The sequence below is a fragment of the Comamonas piscis genome (assembly GCF_014109725.1).
GTDB classification, from domain to species: domain Bacteria; phylum Pseudomonadota; class Gammaproteobacteria; order Burkholderiales; family Burkholderiaceae_C; genus Comamonas; species Comamonas piscis.
This window is the reverse complement of the sequence record NZ_CP058554.1, coordinates 2,715,068-2,736,123: the sequence shown is the minus strand read 5'-3', so window position 1 is coordinate 2,736,123 and position 21,056 is coordinate 2,715,068. Positions and strand designations below refer to the sequence as shown.

The following is a 21,056-nucleotide window of genomic DNA, read 5'->3' as shown; positions in this document are numbered from 1 at the left end:
GGTTTGAAGAAGATCCTTTGACCCCTGTCTCGCCGGTGCCCCTGCGGCTGCCGGGCCGCTTCTACAATGCAGCAGCCTTATGACCGACCGCCTAACCCTGAGCGACGCGCTGCGTTCGCGCATCCACCACCGCTTGCAGCACTTTGATGTGCAACGCATGGCGCCTAGCGACCAGGCCCGGGCTGCGGTCGCGCTGGTGCTGCTCGATGAAGGCCCGGGCGCGGGCCTGGAAGGCATGCAGGCACCAGACGTGTGGAGTGATGCAGCGGCGCTGCTGCTGACGCGCCGCGCGCTGCATATGCGCAACCACCCCGGCCAATGGGCGCTGCCCGGGGGCCGCATCGAGCCAGGCGAGACGGCTGAGCAGGCGGCCCTGCGCGAGTTGCATGAAGAAGCCGGCCTGCTGCTGCCGCCCAGCCAGGTGCTGGGCTGTCTGGATGATTACGCGACGCGATCAGGCTTTGTCATCACCCCGGTCGTGGTGTGGGCCGGCGCAACCGCCCAGCTGCAACCTAATCCTGATGAAGTGGCCAGCGTGCACCGCATCCCGCTGACCGAGCTGCTGCGCGCCGATGCCCCAATGCTGGAGACAACGCCCGCCTCGCCGCACCCGGTGCTGCGCATGCCCATGGGCCAGAGTTGGGTGGCGGCGCCGACGGCGGCGTTTCTCTACCAGTTTCGCGAGGTTTGCCTGCGGGGGCAGCCCACCCGCGTGGCGCATTTTGACCAGCCCCGGTTTGCCTGGAAGTAATCCCCGGCCCGACCAGCGCCATAAACGCGGTGCAGCCGGAGCAAAAACATTATTTATCAAGCATATGCCCTAAAGCACCACTGGCCGGGCAGCCCCTTCCCGCATGAGACAATAGCGGGCTAGACCCCAATAATAGGACGCAGTGACATGGAAGCAGAACGCATCAACCAAATCGGTAACACCCTCGAAGACCTGTCCGTCCGGACAGCAGAGCTTCGGAGGTATCTTTGACTACGATGCAAAGTACGAACGACTGCGCACAGTAAACGCCTCGCTGGAAGACCCCAGCGTCTGGAACGACCCTAAAAAGGCCCAGGAGCTGGGCAAGGAAAAGAAGGCACTCGACTCCGTCGTGCTGACCTTGCAAAAGCTCAATAGCGAGCTGGCCGACAACACCGAGCTCTTCGAGATGAGCAAGGAAGAAGGCGATGAAGCGGGCCTGGAGACCATCGAGGCCGAGGCTGCCAAGCTGCGCCCGCTGATCGAGGAGCTCGAGTTCCGCCGCATGTTCCGCAATGAGGCCGACCCGCTCAACTGCTTTGTCGACATCCAGGCCGGCGCCGGTGGCACCGAGGCTTGCGACTGGGCCAGCATGCTGCTGCGCCAGTACCTCAAGTACGCCGAGCGCAAGGGCTTCAAGGCCACGGTCGAAGAAGAAACCCCGGGCGACATCGCCGGCATCAAGAGCGCCACGATCAAGATCGAAGGCGAATACGCCTTTGGCCTGCTGCGCACCGAAACCGGTGTGCACCGCCTCGTGCGCAAGAGCCCGTTTGACTCGTCGGGTGGCCGCCACACCAGCTTCTCGTCGCTGTTTGTCTACCCCGAGATTGATGACTCCATCGAGATCAACATCAACCCCTCGGATGTGCGTACCGACACCTACCGTGCCTCCGGCGCGGGTGGTCAGCACATCAACAAGACCGACTCGGCCGTGCGCCTGACCCACATGCCCACCGGCATCGTCGTGCAGTGCCAGGATGGCCGCAGCCAGCACAGCAACCGCGATGTGGCCTGGCAGCGCCTGCGCTCCAAGCTCTATGACTTCGAAATGCGCAAGCGCATGGAAGAGCAGCAAAAGCTGGAAGACACCAAGACCGATGTGGGCTGGGGCCACCAGATCCGCAGCTACGTGCTGGACAACAGCCGTATCAAGGACCTGCGCACCAACGTCGAAGTCTCCGCCACCCAAAAGGTGCTGGACGGCGACCTGGACGTGTTCATCGAAGCCTCGCTCAAGCAAGGCGTTTAAAACCTGTGGCCCACCCCATGCAGCGCGCCCTCCAAGCCGCGCATGCGGTTGGCCACAGCCAATCTGTCGATGGGCTGGGCCTCCCAGCTGATCCGAACCGGAAGACAAGCCCATGCCCGCGATCGAAGCGCTGATTTTTGACATGGACGGCACCATGGTCGATTCCATGCCCTGGCACACGCAGGCCTGGGTGGAATACGCACGCCGCCATGCCATGGATCTGGATGTGCCGGCCTTTATGGCCCAAACCACCGGCAAGAATGCCTTTGAATGCGCCTGCGCGCTGATGGGCCGCACGGTGAGCGCCGACGAGAGCGAGCGCATCACCGCAGAGAAGGAAGGCATTTACCGCGAGCTGTTCGCCGCCAACTTCAGTGCGGTCGATGGCTTTGCCAGCTTTCAGGCCCAGGCACGAGCAATGAGCCTCAAAGTGGCTATTGGCACCGCAGGCGACCAAGATAACGTGCGCTTTGTGCTGGACAACCTGCAGATGCAGCCCCCCGCCCAGGCGATTGCCCGTGGTGACGAGGGCCTGCCCGGCAAGCCCCACCCCGATATTTTTCTGAAGGCAGCCGAGCGCCTGGCGATCGACCCCGCTGCCTGCATCGTGTTTGAAGATGCGCCGCACGGCATTGAAGCGGCGCGGCGCGCCGGCATGCGTGCGGTGGGCATTGGCACCACGCACGATGCCCTGCAATTGAGCGGCCCCCATGTCTTGGCATGGGCGCCCAATTTTTCGACCCTGATCAACAACCAATTTTTGGAGAAGCTCCATGATGCGTGAAGGACAAGCACACACCGTGTACCGCGCCGACTACCAGGCACCCGCATGGTGGATTGATACGGTCGACCTGACATTCGATCTGGACCCGGCCAAGACACGCGTGCTCAACAAGATGCGCGTGCGCCGCAACCCCGATGTGCCAGCCCAGCCGCTGCACCTGAACGGCGATGAGCTGAACCTGGCCCGCGTGATGGTCAACGGCGCCGCCTCCTCGTTCAAGATGGATGGCTCCGACCTGGTACTGGAGAACCTGCCCGAGGGCAGCGACCCGGTGGACCTGGAGATCTTCACCACCTGCATGCCCGAGAAGAACACCAAGCTGATGGGCCTGTACACCAGCAGTGGTTCGTTCTTCACGCAGTGCGAGGCTGAGGGCTTCCGCCGCATCACTTATTTCCTCGACCGTCCCGATGTGATGGCCATGTACACCGTTACCCTGCGCGCCAACAAGGCCCAGTTCCCGGTGCTGCTGTCCAACGGCAACCTGGTTGAGCAAGGGGATCTGCAAGGCCCGGGCAACGAAGGCCGCCACTTTGCCAAGTGGGTCGATCCCCACAAAAAGCCCTGCTACCTGTTTGCACTGGTGGCCGGCAACCTGGTCGCCCGCGAGCAAAAGATCAAAAGCCGCGCTGGCAATGAGCACCTGCTGCAGGTCTTTGTGCGCCCCGGCGATCTGGAGAAGACCGAGCACGCGATGAACTCGCTGATGGCCTCCATCGCCTGGGACGAAGCCCGCTTTGGCCTGAGCCTGGATCTGGACCGCTTCATGATCGTCGCCACCGGCGACTTCAACATGGGCGCGATGGAAAACAAGGGCCTGAACATCTTCAACACCAAGTACGTGCTGGCCAGCCAGGCCACCGCGACCGATGCTGACTACGCCAATATTGAGTCGGTGGTGGGCCACGAATACTTCCACAACTGGACGGGTGACCGCGTCACCTGCCGCGACTGGTTCCAGCTCTCGCTCAAGGAAGGCCTCACCGTCTTCCGCGACCAGGAGTTCAGCATGGACATGGCCGGCAGCGCCTCGGCCCGCGCCGTCAAGCGCATTGACGATGTGCGTGTGCTGCGCACGGTGCAATTCCCCGAGGACGCCGGCCCCATGGCCCACCCGGTGCGCCCGGACAGCTACCTCGAAATCAACAACTTCTACACCGTCACCATTTACGAAAAAGGCTCGGAAGTGGTGCGCATGCAGTCCACCCTGGTGGGCCGCGAAGGCTTTGCCAAGGGCATGAAGCTTTACTTTGAGCGCCATGACGGCCAGGCCGTGACCTGCGACGACTTTGCCCAGGCCATCGCCGATGCCAACCCCGACTCGCCGCTGGCCCAGCACCTGCCGCAGTTCAAGCGCTGGTACAGCCAATCGGGCACGCCCCGCGTGGCTGCACAAGGCGTATACGACGCAGAAGCGCAGACCTACACCCTGACCCTCACCCAGTCCTGCCCCGCCACCCCGGGCCAGCCTGGCAAAGAGCCGTTTGTGATCCCCGTCACCCTGGGCCTGCTGGCAGACGACGGCCGCAGCCTGCCTTTGACCATTCGCCCCAGCCAGGCGCTCAGCAGCATCGCCCACAGCGCCACCAACCACACTGTGGTGCTGACCGAGGCATCGCACACCATCGTCTTCGACGGTGTCGAGCAAGCCCCTGCCCCATCGCTGCTGCGCAACTTCAGCGCGCCCGTGGTACTGCAGATCGAAGAGAGCGACGACGCCCTCCTGCACCTGCTGGCCCACGACGAAGACGCCTTCAACCGCTGGGAAGCCGGCCAACGCCTGGGCCTGCGCTTTGCACTGCAAGCCATTGCCGCACGCAGCACTGCCGGTGCCGATGCGCCTGCACTGCAAGCCAATCTGCTGCCCGCCTCCTTCGTGCAAGCCATGCGCGACGTGCTGCGCGATCCGCAACTGGACGCCGCTTTCAAGGACCTGGCAGTCACCCTGCCGTCCGAGGCCTACATCACCGAGCAGCTCGACCCGGTAGACCCGCAAACCGTGCACGCCGTGCGCGAAGCCATGCGCCAGCAACTGGCCACCGAGCTGGCAGCCGACTGGGCCTGGGCCTATGACGAATGCAGCAACACCGGCGCCTATGTGCCCGATGCGGTGAGCGCCGGCAAGCGCGCATTGGCCGGCCATGCGCTGCTGATGCTCTGCGTGGCCGCACGTGCATCGGGCGACCAGGTCTGGCCTGGCAAGACCCTGCAGCGCTACAAGGACGCAGGCAACATGACCGACCGCTACAACGCCCTGAGCGCGTTGGTGGTGAGCGGCAGCCCACTGGCCGACGCGGCGATCCAGAGCTTCCACCAGCTGTTCAAGAACGACGAGCTGGTGCTGGACAAGTGGTTTGCACTGCAGGCCGGCGCACCCGACATCAACGGCAGCGCCCTTCCCGCCGTGCGCGCGCTGATGAAGCAGCCCGACTTCAATATCAAAAACCCCAACCGCGCCCGCAGCGTGATCTTCAGCTACTGCAACGGCAACCCCGGTGGCTTCCACCGCGCCGATGGCGCTGGCTACGCCTTCTGGGCCGACCAGGTGATTGCGCTCGACGCCATCAACCCACAGGTCGCTGCCCGCCTCGCCCGTTCGCTGGACCGCTGGAAAAAGCTGGCCGAGCCCTACCGCCAAGCGGCAGGCGACGCCATCGCCAAGGTCGCCGCCAAGCCCAAGCTCAGCAACGATGTGCGCGAGGTCATCACCCGCGCCATGGCCGACTGATGCGACCCGGCATGCGCCACCAGCTGCTGGCCCAGGGCATCGCTGCCCTGGCCGGCTTGGCTGCAGCCATGCCCATCGTGGCCCACGCGCAAACGGGCCGCAATGCCCCAGCGGCCGCCTCATCCTCGGCTGATGCGCTGCCCACCACCGCCAGCAACAATTTTGAAAAGCGCTTTGCGCCGCTCTACGCTACCGTGTTCAGCGAAGGCGGTCGCTTTAGCGGCAGCGCGATGAGCGCCGACTTGCAGGCGCTTGAACCGATACTCAAGCGCACCAAGGCGCCGCCGCTGGATTTTTTCCGGCTGTACTACACCCAGGCCACGATCTTCAACCGCCGTGGCATGACCGACGACGCCGGCCAGGCTGCACAAAAAGCCTTGGTGGCAATGCCCAAGCCCAGCGATCCGCAATGGGCTTACCAGCACCTGGAGCTGAGCATCGCCAGCATCCGCTGGCTGGCGGACAGCGGCCGCTACGAGGCGGCGCTGAAACCGGCACAGGCCCTCGCCGTGCAGTACCCGCTGTCGCAAATCGCCAAACTGCCCACGCAAATGCGCTGGGACAACAGCGGCCCTACCCCGCAGCCGGCCGACTACCCCACCCAGCTGCAGATACTGGGCGTGTACGAAGACCTGGGCTATGTGCTGCACGAGCAAGGCCAGTACCGCCAGGCCCTGCAGACCAACCAGTGGCTGCTGCCGGTAGCGCGCGAGCGGCTGCAAGCGCTGGGCGAGACCCCGCGCCTGCGCGGCCTGCTGGCCAACCTGGCACAAAACAGCTACAAGCTCGGCCAGATGGACGCCGCCCGCAAGTACCTGCAAGAGCGCCTGCAAATCGCCCTGGGCGCTGGCGACCATGCCACTGTGTACGACAGCTACTTCCAGCTGATGGTGCTGGCCCATGAACAAAATGACCCGCAGCAAGCGCATCAGTGGCTGAGCACCTACGAGCAATATGCCCGCGCCCAAGGGCACAGCGACCAACTGGCCCGCGCCCAACAACTGCGCGACGAGCTGAACGGCCGCGAGGCAGCGCCACCAGCGCCACAGCGAGCGCAACAGCCAGCCCAGCAGCCACCCCAACAGCCCCCGCGCCAGCCCAAGCGCTGAGCCCACCCAGATTGACCAAGTTTGAAGGAGTTCAACCCATGAAGAAAAACATCACCCTCAGCCGCTACCTTGTCGAGCAGCAACGCGTAGACGGCCTCATCCCCGCCCAGCTGCGCCTGCTGATCGAAGTGGTGGCCCGCGCGTGCAAGCGCATCAGCCACAGCGTCAACAAAGGCGCGCTGGGCGATGTGCTGGGCACCGCCGGTAGCGAGAACGTGCAAGGCGAAGTGCAGAAAAAGCTCGACATCATCGCCAACGAAGTGCTGATCGAAGCCAATGAATGGGGTGGCCACCTGGCCGCCATGGCCTCCGAAGAGATGGACAGCATCTACCTGGTGCCCAACCGCTACCCGCAAGGCGAATACCTGCTGATGTTCGACCCGCTCGACGGCTCGTCCAACATCGACGTGAACGTGTCCATTGGCACCATTTTCAGCGTGCTCAAAAAGCCCGAAGGCCACCCTGGCGTGACGGAGAACGACTTTCTGCAAGCCGGCGCCCAGCAAGTGGCCGCCGGCTACTGCGTCTACGGCCCACAAACCACCCTGGTGCTGACCTTTGGCGACGGCGTGGCCATGTTCACCCTGGATCGCGAGCAAGGCAGCTTTGTGCTGACCCAGGAGAACGTGCGCATCCCTGAGGACACCAAGGAATTCGCGATCAACATGAGCAACATGCGCCACTGGGATGCCCCCGTCAAGCGCTATGTGGACGAATGCCTGGCCGGTGTGGAAGGCCCCCGCAACAAGGACTTCAACATGCGCTGGATCGCCTCCATGGTCGCTGACGTACACCGCATCCTCACCCGTGGCGGCGTCTTCATGTACCCCTGGGACAAGCGCGAACCCAACAAGCCCGGCAAGCTGCGCCTGATGTACGAAGCCAACCCCATGGCCTGGCTGGTAGAACAAGCCGGCGGCGCCGCCACCAACGGCCGCGACCGCATCCTCGACATCCAACCCACCAAGCTGCACGAGCGCGTCAGCGTGGTCCTGGGCTCGAAGAACGAGGTCGAACGCGTCACCCGCTACCACACGGAAGCATAAATTCCGCAACTTGATCTTAGGGCTGAAATTTCACGCTATAATTTCTCTCTAACGCCGGTGTAGCTCAGTCGGTAGAGCAGCTCATTCGTAATGAGAAGGTCGGGTGTTCGATTCATCTCTCCGGCACCAACAGTAAAGAAGCCCCGCTATTTAAAGATAGCGGGGTTTTTCTTTTACTAGTAGCCACCATGTAGCCACTTTTCCTCAGTTTTCCGTTCCATCGGGCTGTCTTCACAGCGTGGTGAAAGCAGTTTGCAAATTTGGCAAACTCATTTCCAAAGTTTGCAACTATGGAATGCATGAGGGTTAAACAAACCCGCATGCCCTCTTACCCACCCAGTACCTTGAGGCTGACCCCTTCGTGGACTTCAGAATGCGATAGATGACTGCTCAATCTGGTGCACATGCACCGAATCCCGACAACTCACAACAGCGCGCGATCAACGCGAAAAGTTCGAAAGCGTGAATTAACGGGCACTCCGCGCAAGATCGCGAACGCCAAAAGCAGACAAAAGCAGCCACTCGCAACTAATGTTCAAACGGGCTATGGGCCCAAGACTTTATGCTCTACGCTGCGGGAACGTGCACCGCCATTTGGCTTTCAACGCTGAATCAGTGATAAAAAGGCGCGCCACCCTCGCCCGAGGTTGTGAAGATATGGGCAAACAAAGCGCCCGCCTTCGCATCAATCTCCTCAGCCTCATAAGCGCCACCAGGCAAGTTGGCCCATAAATGCTTGATGATCTCGGCCTTCACCTGCGCTTGGGCTGCTGCCTTCTCCCGCCAGTGGTCAATTTGCAGCTTTCCGTTGGCCAGCGTGTCCAACAAGTCTTTAGCCACTTTCTTAATCTTGTCGCGATCACTCTTGGTCAAATCGTCCTTTTGCAGTAAATCGAACACAGCCAGTTGGGCGTCGTTATCAAGCCCTTCGCGCAAATAACGCTTCTCTTCGTCATTGAGCTTGTCATTAAGTGCAAACAGGTCATCCATGACCTTCTGAACCTCAACCGCACTCTTGTCCCGGTTGTATTCAGCAATGATATTTTGGTAGCGCTCATACAGGTCAACCCGCATCGGGTTAACAGCGAGCATCGCTGCCAAACGCTTCTCCAGTTGCTCCTGCAGATTCAGCACTGCCACAGCCTTGTGCTTTGTTTTTGCGAATTCAGCCTTCAGCCGCTCAAAGTTGATTTTCGACAAGTTATAGCGCTTTGGAGCCTGATTCGCCACAAATGCAGGCGGCTGACCATCCGTGGTCAGTGCGGTATCCACCACCTCGTAAAGCGATTGCAGCAGGGCACTGATGTCGGGGGAGGTACGAGCGTCTTGCAGCTTGTTGTAGATCGCCGCCAAGGTACCTTCCTCTGCGTCGTACTCAAAAAGACCGGGGTTAGGGAACAATGCCCGATACCGAGCTTGAATATCGTCTACGAAAACCTCGTAGGTCTTTCGTCGCTCAATGTTGGCGGCCAGCTTGTCAACGGCATCCAGCAACAGCCCCTGTTTAGCAAAACCCTTGGCTTCGACCACAGCATCCAGATCCACGCCCAAGCCTTCCAGGTAGTGCCTTGCCTGTAGCAAGCTATTCGCGTACTCGGCCAACGCCACGCTGTCATCGCGCACGGTATCTTCTTCCTCATCACCTTTGCCTGTGCCCTTGCGATCGCCTTGAGCAAAGGTAGCCAGCGCCTTACGCAGGCTTTTGAGCATGCCGTTGTAGTCAATGACCAGACCATGCTTTTTGCCACCACCCACCCGATTCACGCGAGCAATAGCTTGCATGAGGGTGTGGCCCTGCATGGGCTTGTCCAAATACATCGTAGCCAGGCATTTCACGTCGAAGCCGGTCAGCCACATGGCACAAACAATGGCTACACGAAAGGGGTTTTCGGGCTTCTTGAATTCTTCTTCCAAGTTGCGCTTGACCATCTTCTCGCGGTGCGGCGTGATATCCAAAGCTTCGTCCCGGTGGTTCTTCCACTTTTTGAACTCTGCAACTTCGCCCTGTTCCTGCGACACCACCACACAAATTTCAGTCGCCCGCATCCAATCCACATGTGCACGGCGCGTCTTTAGTGTTTCGTTCGGTGGTTTGCCTTTGGCTACAAACAGCGCTTCTTCATAGGAGACTTTTGCATCCAGCTCATCCGCTTTAGCGGCCCACTTTTCCGCAATCAAGTCGTGCAGCTTAACGCAGGTGATCTTGTCTAGACACACCACCAATGACTTGCTGGCGCCTTTGGCCACCACCTGCCAGCGTTGGTGAAAGTGCTCCACAAAATCCGCCGCCACTTTGCTCAACCGTGTGGGAGATGTCAGGATGGGGTACTCACTGGCGAGCGCACGATACAGCTTGTCTTCCTTCTCGTCTGTCCAAGGATCATCGGCCGGTGCGCTGAGCTTAGCGGCTCCAATATGCTCAACGATGCGCTCGCTCACTTTGGGGTCGATGATCTTCAGCTTCTCACCACGGTTCTCGTAAAACAGCGGCAGTGTGGCGCCATCAGCGACGGCACGCTTGAAGTCATAAATCGACACGTAGTCGCCGAATACCTGGCGGGTCAACTGCTTTTCAGCGTCATCAATCAATGGCGTGCCGGTGAAGCCCAAAAACTTCGCCTTCGGCAGCCCCTTGCGCATGTTCAGCGCCAAGCGTCCGTACTGGCTGCGGTGTGCCTCGTCAGACAGCACGATGATGTCTTCGCGCTCGGAATAAGGCTCTGTCACCCGCTCACGGTACTTTTGCACCAAGCCAAAGACATAACTGCGGTTTTGGTCGCGCAGCATATTGCGCAGCGCATTGCCACTCTTGGCTTGGTCAGCCTTGGCGCTAGCACGGCCAGTGGAGGTATAGGTGCCAGCAATCTGATCGTCCAGCTCGGACCTGTCAGTCACCACCACAAAAGTGTAGCTGGCCGATATTTTGCGTCGTACCTTCTCGGTCAGGAACACCATCGAATACGACTTGCCCGACCCCTGCGTATGCCAGAACACGCCCAACTGGCCTGCAGCTACTTCGGCTTTCACCGTCGCATCGTCGGACGCCAGGCGATCAATCACTCGGTTGACGCCCAAATACTGGTGGTTGCGCGCTACGATTTTCTGTAAGCCGTCCTCCGAGGCATCGAACAGCACAAAGTTCTCCACAATGTCCAGCAGCCATTGCTTGCCCAACATGCCTTGCAACAGCAAGGGCAGCAGCGGTTGGGCTGGGCCAGGTTCCGGGTCATCCTCATCCAAGCGTTTCCAGCGGTAGAAGTGATCCTTGCTGGACGTGATAGAGCCGTATTGCGCATCGTGCCCATTGCTGATCACTACCAACGCATTCCAGTGAAACAAGTGCGGGATGGTGTCCAGGTAGTCGGCATAGTTCTTTTTGTAGGCGCTGTCTACGTGCACCTCAAAGCGTTTGAGCTCGATGAACACCAGAGGCAGGCCATTGACATAGCCAATCAGGTCTGGGCGACGCAGGTGCAGCGGGCCACGCACCCACAGTTCACGCACAGCCAAAAAGCGGTTGCGCTCGGGCTTGTCAAAGTCGATCAAGCGCAAGCGCTTTTCCACCAACTTTCCCGCCGCTTTGCCTGAGCTGTCGCGGAACTTAACCAACACACCATCGCGCAGCAGTTGGTACTTTTCCTGGTTCATCTGCACCAGCGACTTGGTGCTGTCATTCTGTGTGACTGCTTCGAGGGCTTGGGCGTATGCGGTATCCGGCAGGCCGGGGTTGAGCCGTCGCAGAGCAGCTTCCACATCGCGCACCAGCACCACTTGTGTGTCTGCCGTGCGGCCAAGCAGGCCATCTGCTACCAGCGGCCCTTCATCTTGCGCCATTACGCTATCCCACTTCAGCTCCTCGTGCAGAAACTCAGCGGTGGGAGCTTGGATCAATACATCTTCCGAATACTCGCTCTTGCCCATAATCTCCCTCTATTCTTTGTCATTCAGTGTTTTGGCCGTACACGTGTCAGGTGATCACTTCTTCGGCTTCGGGCAGCGGTATCTGACTCACGTCAAGTTGGCCGGACATTAGCTTTGGTAGCAGCAAGTCGCGCGCTTTCGATGTTTTGGCCGTATGCAAACTCAAGGCATGTATTTGCACGAACATAGGCTGGACCACTTGATCAAACTGTTCGACCAAAGATGTGGAGGGAATCAACACCGCCGCCTGGTGCGCTGTCTTGCGGTCCAACGTCGGTACAGAGGCTCCTGAATTGAATTGCGCCAAATTCAATTCGGACAACATGAAATAGGCAACTAAGGGCGGCACGCGACGAAACTCTTTGACCCACAGTGACGTATTCAGAGGCCAATAGTCCTCAATCACATAATGCACTTGACCCAACGTTCCACTTCGACCTGTCACCACGCCTGGGCCGCTCACCTTGGCCTCGTTATGGAACCCGTTGATACCTGTAGACGCATAGATAGGCACATCACCGGGCAACCGATCTCCATTCGGCAAATCAAATCCGCGCTGAAGAAACAATGCTTGATCTAGCGTGCCTCGTGTCCACCCTTCAGGCACCCCATCTCTCACTGGCACAGACTCATGCCCCGGAAACCGCAGGTGCACAAACCACTCGCGATACAGCAAGCGGGCGGCTTGTTCCAGCAGGGCGATCCGGCGCTGGTTGGTAGCGATTAGGTCGTCGTAGGCCGCCAGTACTTCAGCCACTTTTCGCTGTATTTCGACAGGGGGACAAGCTATTCCGAATGAAAGCAATTTTTCTTGGCTCAAGTTATCTTGAGCAGCGCCTTGCGACACCATCTTCAATTCACGCTGAATGATGTCGAAGTAATACTTGACGAAGCGAGGGTCGGCTTTTTTACTGTCAGCAATAAAGCCTATAACGCTATCAGGGAAGCAAGCCTCATAAGCCAATAGAGCTGTGTCCGCGATGTTGGCTGCAATCGTGATGCAAAGCGTATCTTTGGGCCACAAACGGCTCTGTGCTAAACCTGCTTCGCTATAGGTCGCTGAGTGTTCAGTAATGCGAAAACTGGCGTGCTTTACATCTGCAGTCTGTATGAATGGGTAGGCCCCTTATTGCCTTTCTTGCACGAGTATTGCGTCTCCTCGACTCGGATTCGGTCAGCAGGATTGCGCCAGCGATCACAGCGGCCTCCAGCGTGATACACGGACGCACCGGCGGCGCTCCCGAAACTCCTAACTTGCTGTCCTTGAACAGTGGTCGCACAGCTTCTAACACTCGCCGCTGGCTGCCGCCTTGAGTAACTTCACGCGGCGCACCTTCTCAGCGGTATGGTCGGACAGCTCAACAAGTTGTCGGTTTTGAGATGCGGGCGCACCAAGTCGATGACGCGATCTGCGCCTTGTTGGGAATCAGCTTCATGAGGTTTTCGCCTGCCATGGATTGATGACAGTGACACCCGCAGCCTCGAATGGGCCGGTGTCTCGGGTCGCAACGGCGAACCCGTTGGCCGCCGCGATCGCCGCGATGTAGCCATCGGCCGTGGCAATGGCCAGGCCGGCATTGCGGGCCTTCGCCATCAATGCCGCATAGGCTTGGGTGCAAGCCAAGTCAAAAGGCAGCACCCGGCCAGCAAACAGAGGTAGCACGCGCTTTTCCAAGTTCTCCTGCAGGCCTGCGCGCCGCTTGCCGGCCGGCAGCAGGGCAATACCCGCCCGCAATTCTGCCACGGTAATAGAGGATAGAAATAAGGTCTCCATTGCCTGGGCGTCGATCCACTCGATCACTCGCGGCTCAGGCACCTGGCGGAGCGGCTCGGACATCACATTAGTGTCGAGCAGGATCATTCGAAGCTCACTGGCCGTGCAGGCGTCTTGTCGCGCGCCTGCTCAAACACCGCGAATTCTTCGTCGCTCAGCTTGGCTTGGCGACCCATATCGGCCAGAAGCGAACCCAGCTTCACGCGCCCTTTGGGGCTGATCGCGGATTCGAGGATTTCACGCACTTCGGCTTCCATGCTCTGACCGTGCTGGGCAGCGCGGACGCGCAGAGCACGGTGCACCTCTTCAGGAAGGTTTCGAACTGTCAACATAGCCATGGCGATCTCCTCGAATGCATTCGATGCATGCATTTTACTACTTTGCATTCATCCACAAACGACCTGTCTAAAACGGCCAGAGCTACCCAAGCCTCAGCGCTGTGAACGGCCTAAAACCCGAAGTAAATACCTTGAGGTGAACCTGGAGTCCTTAAAGTTGACGTCACGACCTGAGCACTCGATTCCGCGCACGCCTAACCGACGTCAAAGATTCAACAGACGCCGTCTGTTAAATCTTCTGAAAAGTCTCGTAGACCTCAACATGACGCACATTTGTCTACCAGTCCTGTTATAGACAGCTTGCCCAGAGCGCTCTGCCTTCTTTCGAGCAAGGAAAGTGCCGCGAATCACCCCAAGCCACCTTTCCGCGCCTCGGCAGCTCTCTCATTAGCCCGCTGCAACACCCCCTGCGCATCCTCCGTCAGCGCATACAAAGCACTATGCAGACCGCCTTGCAACCACTTGCTCAGCTTGAACGCCCCGCCATCATCTGCCCCCATCAGCAGAGCCGATATAGCACTCAAGCCATACAAGCGCGTGTTGATCGCTTGGGCTTCACACTCCGTCAGCGCCAGGTCGTCCGTAAAGCCGCAGGCCCTGCGGTGCCTGCAGATGTCGTGAATGTCTAAAGGCTGGTCACCATGGCCCGCGATGGCCCGGATGACATCGGCGTAAGCGCTATCCACGCGGGAGGTTTCCGAGCTGGTATCTACGGATGCAGCGGCTTTGGCTGACGCGCGGGCAGCTTGAGGCTTGCTATTCATGATGACGCCCCCTGACTCCGAGACAGGTTGCTGCGTGCAGGGAATGCCTGTACGGCCATGTTCAGCGCGTTGTGCGCGTCGGGATGAAGTTGGATGAAGGCGCTTTCGCCCATGCAGGAAGTGAGCGCAGAGATGCGCGCGAGGGAGGATTGAGCCATGGTGGACTCCAGGTGGTGCAGTTTGCTAAAACCACCGCCTTCCACGCCAATGGAAGGCGGTGGCTCGAACAGGTTGGCGTACCGGGCACCTCCTGCGAGAACCGGCGGAGCTTTCGCTCCCCCATCCGAGCCACCATAAAAGGGGCACAGACAAGAGAGCCGCAGACTCTGCGAAATTGAGACCACGGCTTACGTCGTGGAGATGCTCCGGGACGCCAATCCCGACTGCGCTTTACTGGCGCAGCGGCGTAACTGTAACACGGTAGAAATGGCAGTGCATACGCGTGGCGCTGCTCACCTACCGCAGTGCCCATGGAGATGCGCGAGGCGCTCACAGCAAGCCCACGCTGCGCTCGTCGATCTGGTTACTGACGGAGGGCCGCTGGCCGCTCCGCTACCGCCAAGGCACGCTGGCCCGCGTTATTTGGTAGCTAATAACGGATCACGCAAACAGAGACGCTCTACAGACAGCGCCCTGAAGCGATTCGCTTTACCATGCACAGCGGCCGTGCCAGCAAATCAGCGCCCTCTTCTGGGCCAGACGCTAGCTCCACCGCCATCCCCACCAATCCCCCGCCAACAGGAGCCCCCATGCCAATCGAACTCTGGCTAGCCTTTGTCGCAGCATCCGCCGTGCTGCTCATCATCCCGGGCCCGACGATTCTCACGGTGATCAGCTATTCGATGGCCCAAGGGCGCCGCGCCAATGTGCCGCTGGTAGCAGCTGTGGCGTTGGGCGATTCCACGGCGCTAGTGGTGTCGCTACTGGGGCTGGGTGCGCTGCTGGCAGCGTCAGCCTTCTGGTTCACCGTCGTTAAATGGGCCGGCGGGCTGTACCTCATCTACCTGGGCATCAAGCTTTTGCGCGCAGGCATCTCACCATCCAAGCTGGCGGCCGCGCCCGTCTCCAGCTCGCGCTGGAAGCTGTTTGCCAACACCTATCTGGTGACAGCGCTCAACCCCAAGGGAATCGTATTTTTTGTGGCCTTCCTGCCGCAGTTCATCAGCGCGGGCGCTCCCGTTAACCAGCAGCTCTGGATTCTGGCCATCACCTTTGTTGCGATGGCTACGCTTAACGCCACGCTGTATGCCGTGTTTGCTTCGTCTGCGCGAAAGCTGCTGTCGTCGCCAACGGCTTTGCGCCGGTTCAATATGGCGGGTGGCAGCTTACTGTCTGCAGCGGGGGTATGGGCGCTGTTGGCGCGGCGGCCGGGATAAGCGAAGGCGCCAGTTCTTGGCTGGCACCCAACACCGAACGCCCAGGCGAACTAAGACGCAGAAAACACCGCCACCATCTCCCGCAACAACTGCGACGCCACCGGTGACAGCGGCCGGCCGCTGCGGGTGACCACATGCAGCTGGCTGTGGTTGAGCACCGGGCTGGCCAGCGGCAGGGACACCAGGGTATCGAGGGCAACGCCCTGCAGGGGGATGGAGCGCGGCGTCATGATGTAACCCAGGCCCATCACCGCAAAATCCCATAGCACCTTGAAGGAGTTGGTGGTCAGCATCGGCTGCAGGCGGATGTTTTCTTCCAGCTCGGCGGCCTGGATGTGCTTGCGCACGCCAAAGGATTCCTCCAGCGCCGCACCCGGGTAAGGGGCCAGATCGGCCAGGCTCAAGGGCCCGCAGTGGCTGGCCAGCGGATGGCCCTTGCGCACATGTACCCGCACGGGCGCCAGCCGGGCATGGTGGGAGCGCAGGCGCGCATCGTTGGGCGGCTGGAACACGATGCCGATATGCGCCCGGTCCTCCAGAATGCACTGCACGGCCTCCTCGGTGCCCGCCACCTTGATGTGGTAGCGCACATCGCCATGGGCTTTGACAAAATCTTGCAGCACCGGGCCCATCACCATGTCCAGGGTGCCCTCGCCCAGCACCAGGTCCAGGTGGCCGGATTGCGCGTTTTTGAGGCTGTTGACCTCCGCCACAAAGGTGTCGTGCAGGTCCTGCTGGCGGCGGGCAAACAACGCCAGCATGCGGCCGGCATCGGTCACCACCACGCCCCGGCCGCGCCGCTCCAGCAGCACCAGGCCGGTGTCCTGCTCCAGCCGGGCGACGGTGCGGCTCACCATCGATGGGTCCACCGCCAGCACATCGGCTGCGCCACGCACCGAGCCGGTTTCCATGATCTGCAGCAGGCACAGCGCCCGCTTGCGGCCCAGCACATCGTCCATACCCAGGTTCAACATCGCTTACCTCCGCGCATTGTTGCGATTCTGGCAACGTTTGGTTGCGTCTGTTGTCATGGACGCGACGGATCGCGCTTTCGATAATGGTTTGACTTATTTGTGACGGGCCCACCATGAACGCAGCTATTCACCCCTCCTTGCTATCGGCAGTCCAGACCCTGGCGCCGGAATTTGTTGGCATCCGCCACCAGATCCATGCTTTCCCCGAGCTGGCGTTTGAAGAGCTGCGCACCAGCGACCTGGTAGCAGAGCGCCTGCAGGCCTGGGGCTATGAAGTACACCGGGGCCTGGGCAGCACAGGCGTGGTGGGCCGCCTTAAAAAAGGCCAGGGCAGCCGCAGCATCGGCATTCGTGCCGATATGGATGCGCTACCGATTCAGGAGAAAACCGGCCTGCCCTATGCCAGCACCTTGAGCGGCAAGATGCATGCCTGCGGCCATGATGGGCACACGGCCATCTTGCTGTGCGCGGCGCGCTACCTGGCCGAATCGGTGGACTACAACGGCACCTTGAACCTGATTTTTCAGCCGGCGGAAGAGAACGAAGGCGGCGCGCTGCGCATGGTCGATGACGGGCTGTTTGAGCAGTTTCCCTGCGATGAAATCTATGCGCTGCACAACACGCCGGGCCTGCCGGTGGGGCAGATCGGCATGATCGCCGGGCCGGCGATGGCCTCGTTTGACCGGGCCACTGTGACCTTGACCGGCCGCTCCGCCCATGGCGCCATGCCCCACCATGGCATTGACTCGATGCAGGCCGCTGCCAGCATCGTGCTGGGCCTGCAATCACTGGTCAGCCGCGAGGTCGATGCGCTCAAGTCGGCCGTCATCACCGTCGGCTCCATCCAGGCCGGCGCCACCTACAACATCGTGCCCGAAAGCGCCACGATCAAGATCGGCATCCGCGCGCTCAACCCGGAGGTGCGCAACCAGATCGAAACCCGGCTGCGCGACTTTATCAATGCCCAGGCCCAAAGCTACCAGCTGCAAGCCGATGTGCTGTATGAGCGCAAGTACCCGGTGCTGGTCAACCATGCGGCGCAAACCGAGCGCGCCCGCGAAGTGGCGGTGCAGCTGCTGGGCGCCGACAACGTGGTGACCCGTGGCCCGGTGATGGGCAGCGAAGACTTTGCCTACATGCTGGAGCACCGCCCCGGCGCCTATGTGCGGCTGGGCAATGGCCTGGGGCAGGATGGCGGCTGCATGGTGCACAACCCGCTGTATGACTTCAACGACAAGGCCCTGCCCATCGGCGCGGCCTTCTGGGCCAGCCTGGCACAAAGCTATCTGAAATAACCACCTCCAGCGAGACCACCATGACCGCCACCCATCGCCGCCAGTTTCTCCAATACGCCAGCCTGCTGGCCGGTGCCCCATTGCTGGCCACCCAGCAGGCCTGGGCAGCCGACGCCTACCCGACCAAGCCGCTGTCGCTGGTTGTGCCCTACCCCGCCGGCGGCGCCAGCGATACCGCTGCCCGCATCTTTGGCGAATCGATCGGCAAGAGCGTCAAGCAGCAGGTCGTTGTCGAAAACTACGGCGGCGGCACCGGCCTGATTGGCGCCAACAAGGTACTGAGCGCGCCGGCCGATGGCTATACCTTCTTCCATGGCTCCACCAACGAGGTGTTTCTGGCGCCGATGCTCAACCCCTCGGCCCGTTACACGCCAAAGGATTTCAGCCTGGTGGCACCGATCAGCGAGGCGCATATTGTGCTGCTCGTCCGCAATGGCCTGCAGGTTGATTCGCTGGACAAGCTGATTGCGCTGGCCAAGCAAAGCAGCGCCAAGCCGCTGACCTATGCCACCGTCGGCATCGACTCCATCTACCACCTGATGGGTGAGGCACTCGCCACCCGCGTGGGCGCCAGCCTGCTGCATGTGCCTTACAAAGGTGGTGCGCCCGCGCTGCAAGGCGTGGCGGGCGGCGAGGTGGACCTGGCCATCCTCCCCTACCAAACCAGCTTTGATGCCATGCAGGCCCAACGCCGGCTCAAGGTACTGACCAGCTTCTCGAAGGAACTGCCCACACCGCTGGCCCATATACCGCTGATCACACAAAGCAAGCTGGTGCCCGACTTTGCCTACACCATCAGCGGAGGCTACTTTGTCAAGCAAGGCTGCCCGGCAGAGCGGGTGACCGTGCTGCGCAATGCCATTGGTGCTGCGCTGCTCAGCCCCGATATCCGCGCGCGCCTGGAGGCCGAGGGCCGCACTGTTGCCCAGCCCACCGACAGCCAGGCCGCTGCCAACCAGACCTTTGCCCAGTACCTGCAGCGCGTGGGCGAGCTGATCAACACCGTGGGCCGCAAGCCGGTCGCTTGAAGCGCGGGCAGCCTGGCCTCAGCTGCCCTTGTCGGCCCCATGCGCGCAGGGTCGGCCACTGCTTAGCAGCGTGCAAGGCGTCATGCCGATGTCGCTGCTCCTGCCGATGCCCATGACCGATGGGCACAGCCATGCCGCGATGCTGCCATTGGCCAGGCAGCATCGCGGCTTTGTGCTATCAAATTTAGTACATAATATTGCACCGCCAACAATCTGTTGCGCCTAGTGCTTGCTGCCAATTACCGCATTCGGTAACGAATGCCACAAGTAAGTCGGCCCCGGTGCTTGGGCCTATTCGGTCGTTCCTGCGCACTGTGGGAGCCACAACAGGCAGCACCGACATAGTTATCCAACGTATAGCCTAAGAAGTTTGATCTTCAACTTGATGCGTTTCTGCCCAGAAGCGCAGCAGCTTTCAAGAAGCTGACATTTGTTGAATTTATGATAATTAGATCGTCATAGTTTTGACATATGATCTCGATTCCTCTGGAGGGAGATAGAAGTACAAGAACAGGAAAACGACCTTGGAGCCCGCAGCAATGCGGGCTCTTTTTTTTGTCAATTGCTGACGATTGCTCTCGGCGTTAGCGCAGTAACCACCGTGTGCAGCCCTAGAATTTGACCATCGGTTTCGCCGAGTTCATGCGTACCCTCCCTCCCTCTCTTAACTTGCATGGACACCCTGAGATTCAGGATCGGCCTTCTTCTTGAATGCACTGCCGCCCCAGTTGGGGCGGCATTTTTTTGGGTAAATCCGTCAGCGGCGACCATGACAAAACATTGCGCTAACGCAAAGGTCGCGACCCGCAGGCAGGGGCTCAGACCACCGCAGTCGACAGACCTTGGTTGGTGTGCACCGGCAATTGCCATTGGTGGCCGTTCTGCTCGGCCAGAACCTCGATGCGCGGGGGCTCGCTTTGGACACCACCAAAGATCGTGGCAAACGCCGCGTCGGCAGCATCACGCCCGGTGGCCAGGCGCATCATGCCCATGGGGATGGCGGTGCCCGACGGGTCAAACATGTACCAGCGCCCGCCCAGGTACACCTCGACATAGGCATGGAAGTCCGGTGGCCCCAAGGCCGGATCGGCGCCGTAATCGGTACCGGTCACAAACCGCGCTGGCAGGTTGATCGCGCGGCACATGGCAATCATCAGGTGCGCAAAATCGCGGCAGACGCCTACGCGCTCGACCAAGGTGTCTATCGCCGATGTGGTGCCGCTGGAGCTGTTGGAGCGGAACTGCACATGCTGCTGCACCCAATCACACACCGCCCGGGCACGCGAATAGCCCTGGGGCAGATGGCCGAACAACGCAAAAGCATAGGCCGCCAAGCGGTCGGACTGGCAATAGCGGCTGGGGTAGATGTAGTGCAGTGCCTCCAGCGGCAATTGGTAGACGGGGACCTCGGGTATCTGGGCGGGGTCATCGCTGTAGTGCGCAATCTCCACCGTGGCCTGGTAGTTGACCTTGAGCGGGCCCGACTGTGCCTGCAGCCGCATGCTGCGCTGGCCGCTGGCGTCTTGCTGCAGGCTCCAGGTGGCAGCCGCCTGGCTCACCGTGAGGTTTTCCAGCATCACGGTTTGCTGCGGGGTGTAGGCCGGATGGAAGTCAAAAAAGAAATCGGCGCTGGGGGTCAGCACCGTGTAGGCAAGCTCCAAAGAGAACTGCAATCGAATCATGGCGTGGGTTCTAAGGGGCCATCGCTGAGGAAGATTCCTGGCTGGTAGCAGACCCAGCCCGCATCCAGGTGGCAAACGGCTGCGCTGGTTTCAGTGTGCGGGCCGATGCAGCTGCTGTCTGTCAGGCAAATGCCCTGCGCCGGTGTGGTCCCCGGCCACGTGGCTGCAAGGCCGTGTTGACAGGCCAGCGCAGGCCCGTCGTACCGGTGCTGCTGCGCTTGTCCTACGGTGTGG

Annotated in this window: 16 protein-coding genes, 1 tRNA gene and 1 pseudogene; 10 read left to right on the top strand and 8 right to left on the bottom strand. The window is 60.6% G+C overall.

All coding sequences use genetic code 11. The annotated features are described in order from the left end of the window. Positions 1-79 precede the first annotated feature (79 nt). The 7 genes from HS961_RS12230 to HS961_RS12200 all read left to right on the top strand — a co-directional run bounded on the left by HS961_RS12230 (position 80) and on the right by HS961_RS12200 (position 7,799). Entirely contained in the window at positions 80-751 is a 672-nt protein-coding gene (locus tag HS961_RS12230) for an NUDIX hydrolase (RefSeq protein ID WP_182322316.1), read from the top strand. Between the two features lie 147 nt (positions 752-898). Continuing rightward, positions 899-2,003, top strand: a protein-coding gene (prfB, locus tag HS961_RS12225) for a peptide chain release factor 2 (RefSeq protein ID WP_182322314.1) whose coding sequence is annotated in 2 segments (ribosomal slippage) — positions 899-979 and positions 981-2,003 — 1,104 coding nt in all. Because the reading frame shifts where the segments join, the coding sequence is not laid out codon by codon here. A gap of 112 nt (positions 2,004-2,115) precedes the next feature. Next, positions 2,116-2,787 carry an HAD family hydrolase gene (locus HS961_RS12220; protein ID WP_182322312.1) on the top strand — a complete coding sequence of 224 codons (672 nt, stop codon included), beginning with the start codon at positions 2,116-2,118 and terminating at the stop codon, positions 2,785-2,787. Further along, complete coding sequence (gene pepN, locus HS961_RS12215) at positions 2,777-5,515, top strand: aminopeptidase N (RefSeq protein WP_182322310.1); 2,739 nt, start codon at positions 2,777-2,779, stop codon at positions 5,513-5,515. Before HS961_RS12220 ends, pepN begins: the two co-directional genes overlap by 11 nt. An 11-nt stretch (positions 5,516-5,526) precedes the next feature. Further along, entirely contained in the window at positions 5,527-6,624 is a 1,098-nt protein-coding gene (locus HS961_RS12210; protein ID WP_182322308.1) for a hypothetical protein, read from the top strand. Positions 6,625-6,662: 38 nt separating this feature from the next. Continuing rightward, positions 6,663-7,670 (top strand): class 1 fructose-bisphosphatase, encoded by a 1,008-nt coding sequence (locus tag HS961_RS12205; RefSeq protein WP_182322305.1) that lies wholly within the window; start codon positions 6,663-6,665, stop codon positions 7,668-7,670. Between the two features lie 53 nt (positions 7,671-7,723). After that, positions 7,724-7,799 (top strand) — tRNA-Thr (locus tag HS961_RS12200). A gap of 483 nt (positions 7,800-8,282) precedes the next feature. On the opposite strand, the gene HS961_RS12195 is transcribed toward HS961_RS12200, so the two are convergent. The 6 genes and pseudogenes from HS961_RS12195 to HS961_RS12170 all read right to left on the bottom strand — a co-directional run bounded on the left by HS961_RS12195 (position 8,283) and on the right by HS961_RS12170 (position 14,625). Then, positions 8,283-11,591 (bottom strand): type I restriction endonuclease subunit R, encoded by a 3,309-nt coding sequence (locus HS961_RS12195; RefSeq protein WP_182322303.1) that lies wholly within the window; start codon positions 11,589-11,591, stop codon positions 8,283-8,285. 46 nt (positions 11,592-11,637) lie between these two features. Next, positions 11,638-12,705 (bottom strand): annotated as a pseudogene (locus HS961_RS23630) (restriction endonuclease subunit S); the annotation flags it as partial. Positions 12,706-13,023: 318 nt separating this feature from the next. Continuing rightward, positions 13,024-13,452, bottom strand: a complete 429-nt coding sequence (locus tag HS961_RS12185; RefSeq protein ID WP_182322301.1) for a type II toxin-antitoxin system VapC family toxin — start codon at positions 13,450-13,452, stop codon at positions 13,024-13,026. Beyond that, complete coding sequence (locus tag HS961_RS12180) at positions 13,449-13,703, bottom strand: FitA-like ribbon-helix-helix domain-containing protein (RefSeq protein ID WP_182322299.1); 255 nt, start codon at positions 13,701-13,703, stop codon at positions 13,449-13,451. Before HS961_RS12180 ends, HS961_RS12185 begins: the two co-directional genes overlap by 4 nt. A 347-nt stretch (positions 13,704-14,050) precedes the next feature. Continuing rightward, the gene (locus HS961_RS12175) at positions 14,051-14,467 is read right to left on the bottom strand and encodes a hypothetical protein (protein WP_182322297.1); all 417 of its coding nucleotides are present in this window, start codon (positions 14,465-14,467) and stop codon (positions 14,051-14,053) included. Then, the gene (locus tag HS961_RS12170; protein ID WP_182322295.1) at positions 14,464-14,625 is read right to left on the bottom strand and encodes a hypothetical protein; all 162 of its coding nucleotides are present in this window, start codon (positions 14,623-14,625) and stop codon (positions 14,464-14,466) included. The genes HS961_RS12175 and HS961_RS12170 overlap by 4 nt, the downstream gene beginning before the upstream one ends. A gap of 591 nt (positions 14,626-15,216) precedes the next feature. On the opposite strand from HS961_RS12170, the gene HS961_RS12165 reads away from it, so the two are divergent. Next, a complete protein-coding gene (locus tag HS961_RS12165) occupies positions 15,217-15,843 on the top strand; it encodes a LysE family translocator (protein ID WP_182322293.1) in 627 nt (208 codons plus the stop codon). 50 nt (positions 15,844-15,893) lie between these two features. Here the strand turns inward: HS961_RS12165 and HS961_RS12160 are convergent, their stop codons facing one another. Continuing rightward, the gene (locus HS961_RS12160) at positions 15,894-16,802 is read right to left on the bottom strand and encodes a LysR family transcriptional regulator (RefSeq protein ID WP_182328245.1); all 909 of its coding nucleotides are present in this window, start codon (positions 16,800-16,802) and stop codon (positions 15,894-15,896) included. 128 nt (positions 16,803-16,930) lie between these two features. Here HS961_RS12160 and HS961_RS12155 point away from each other — a divergent pair, with 128 nt between their 5' ends. Together HS961_RS12155 and HS961_RS12150 are read left to right on the top strand one after the other, a co-directional pair. After that, on the top strand, positions 16,931-18,112 hold the full coding sequence (locus tag HS961_RS12155; RefSeq protein WP_182322291.1) for a M20 aminoacylase family protein: 1,182 nt from the start codon (positions 16,931-16,933) through the stop codon (positions 18,110-18,112). Positions 18,113-18,132: 20 nt separating this feature from the next. After that, the gene (locus HS961_RS12150; RefSeq protein ID WP_182322289.1) at positions 18,133-19,140 is read left to right on the top strand and encodes a Bug family tripartite tricarboxylate transporter substrate binding protein; all 1,008 of its coding nucleotides are present in this window, start codon (positions 18,133-18,135) and stop codon (positions 19,138-19,140) included. Positions 19,141-19,958: 818 nt separating this feature from the next. Here the strand turns inward: HS961_RS12150 and HS961_RS12145 are convergent. Further along, positions 19,959-20,822 (bottom strand): transglutaminase-like domain-containing protein, encoded by an 864-nt coding sequence (locus tag HS961_RS12145; protein WP_182322287.1) that lies wholly within the window; start codon positions 20,820-20,822, stop codon positions 19,959-19,961. Between the last annotated feature and the right edge of the window lie 234 nt (positions 20,823-21,056).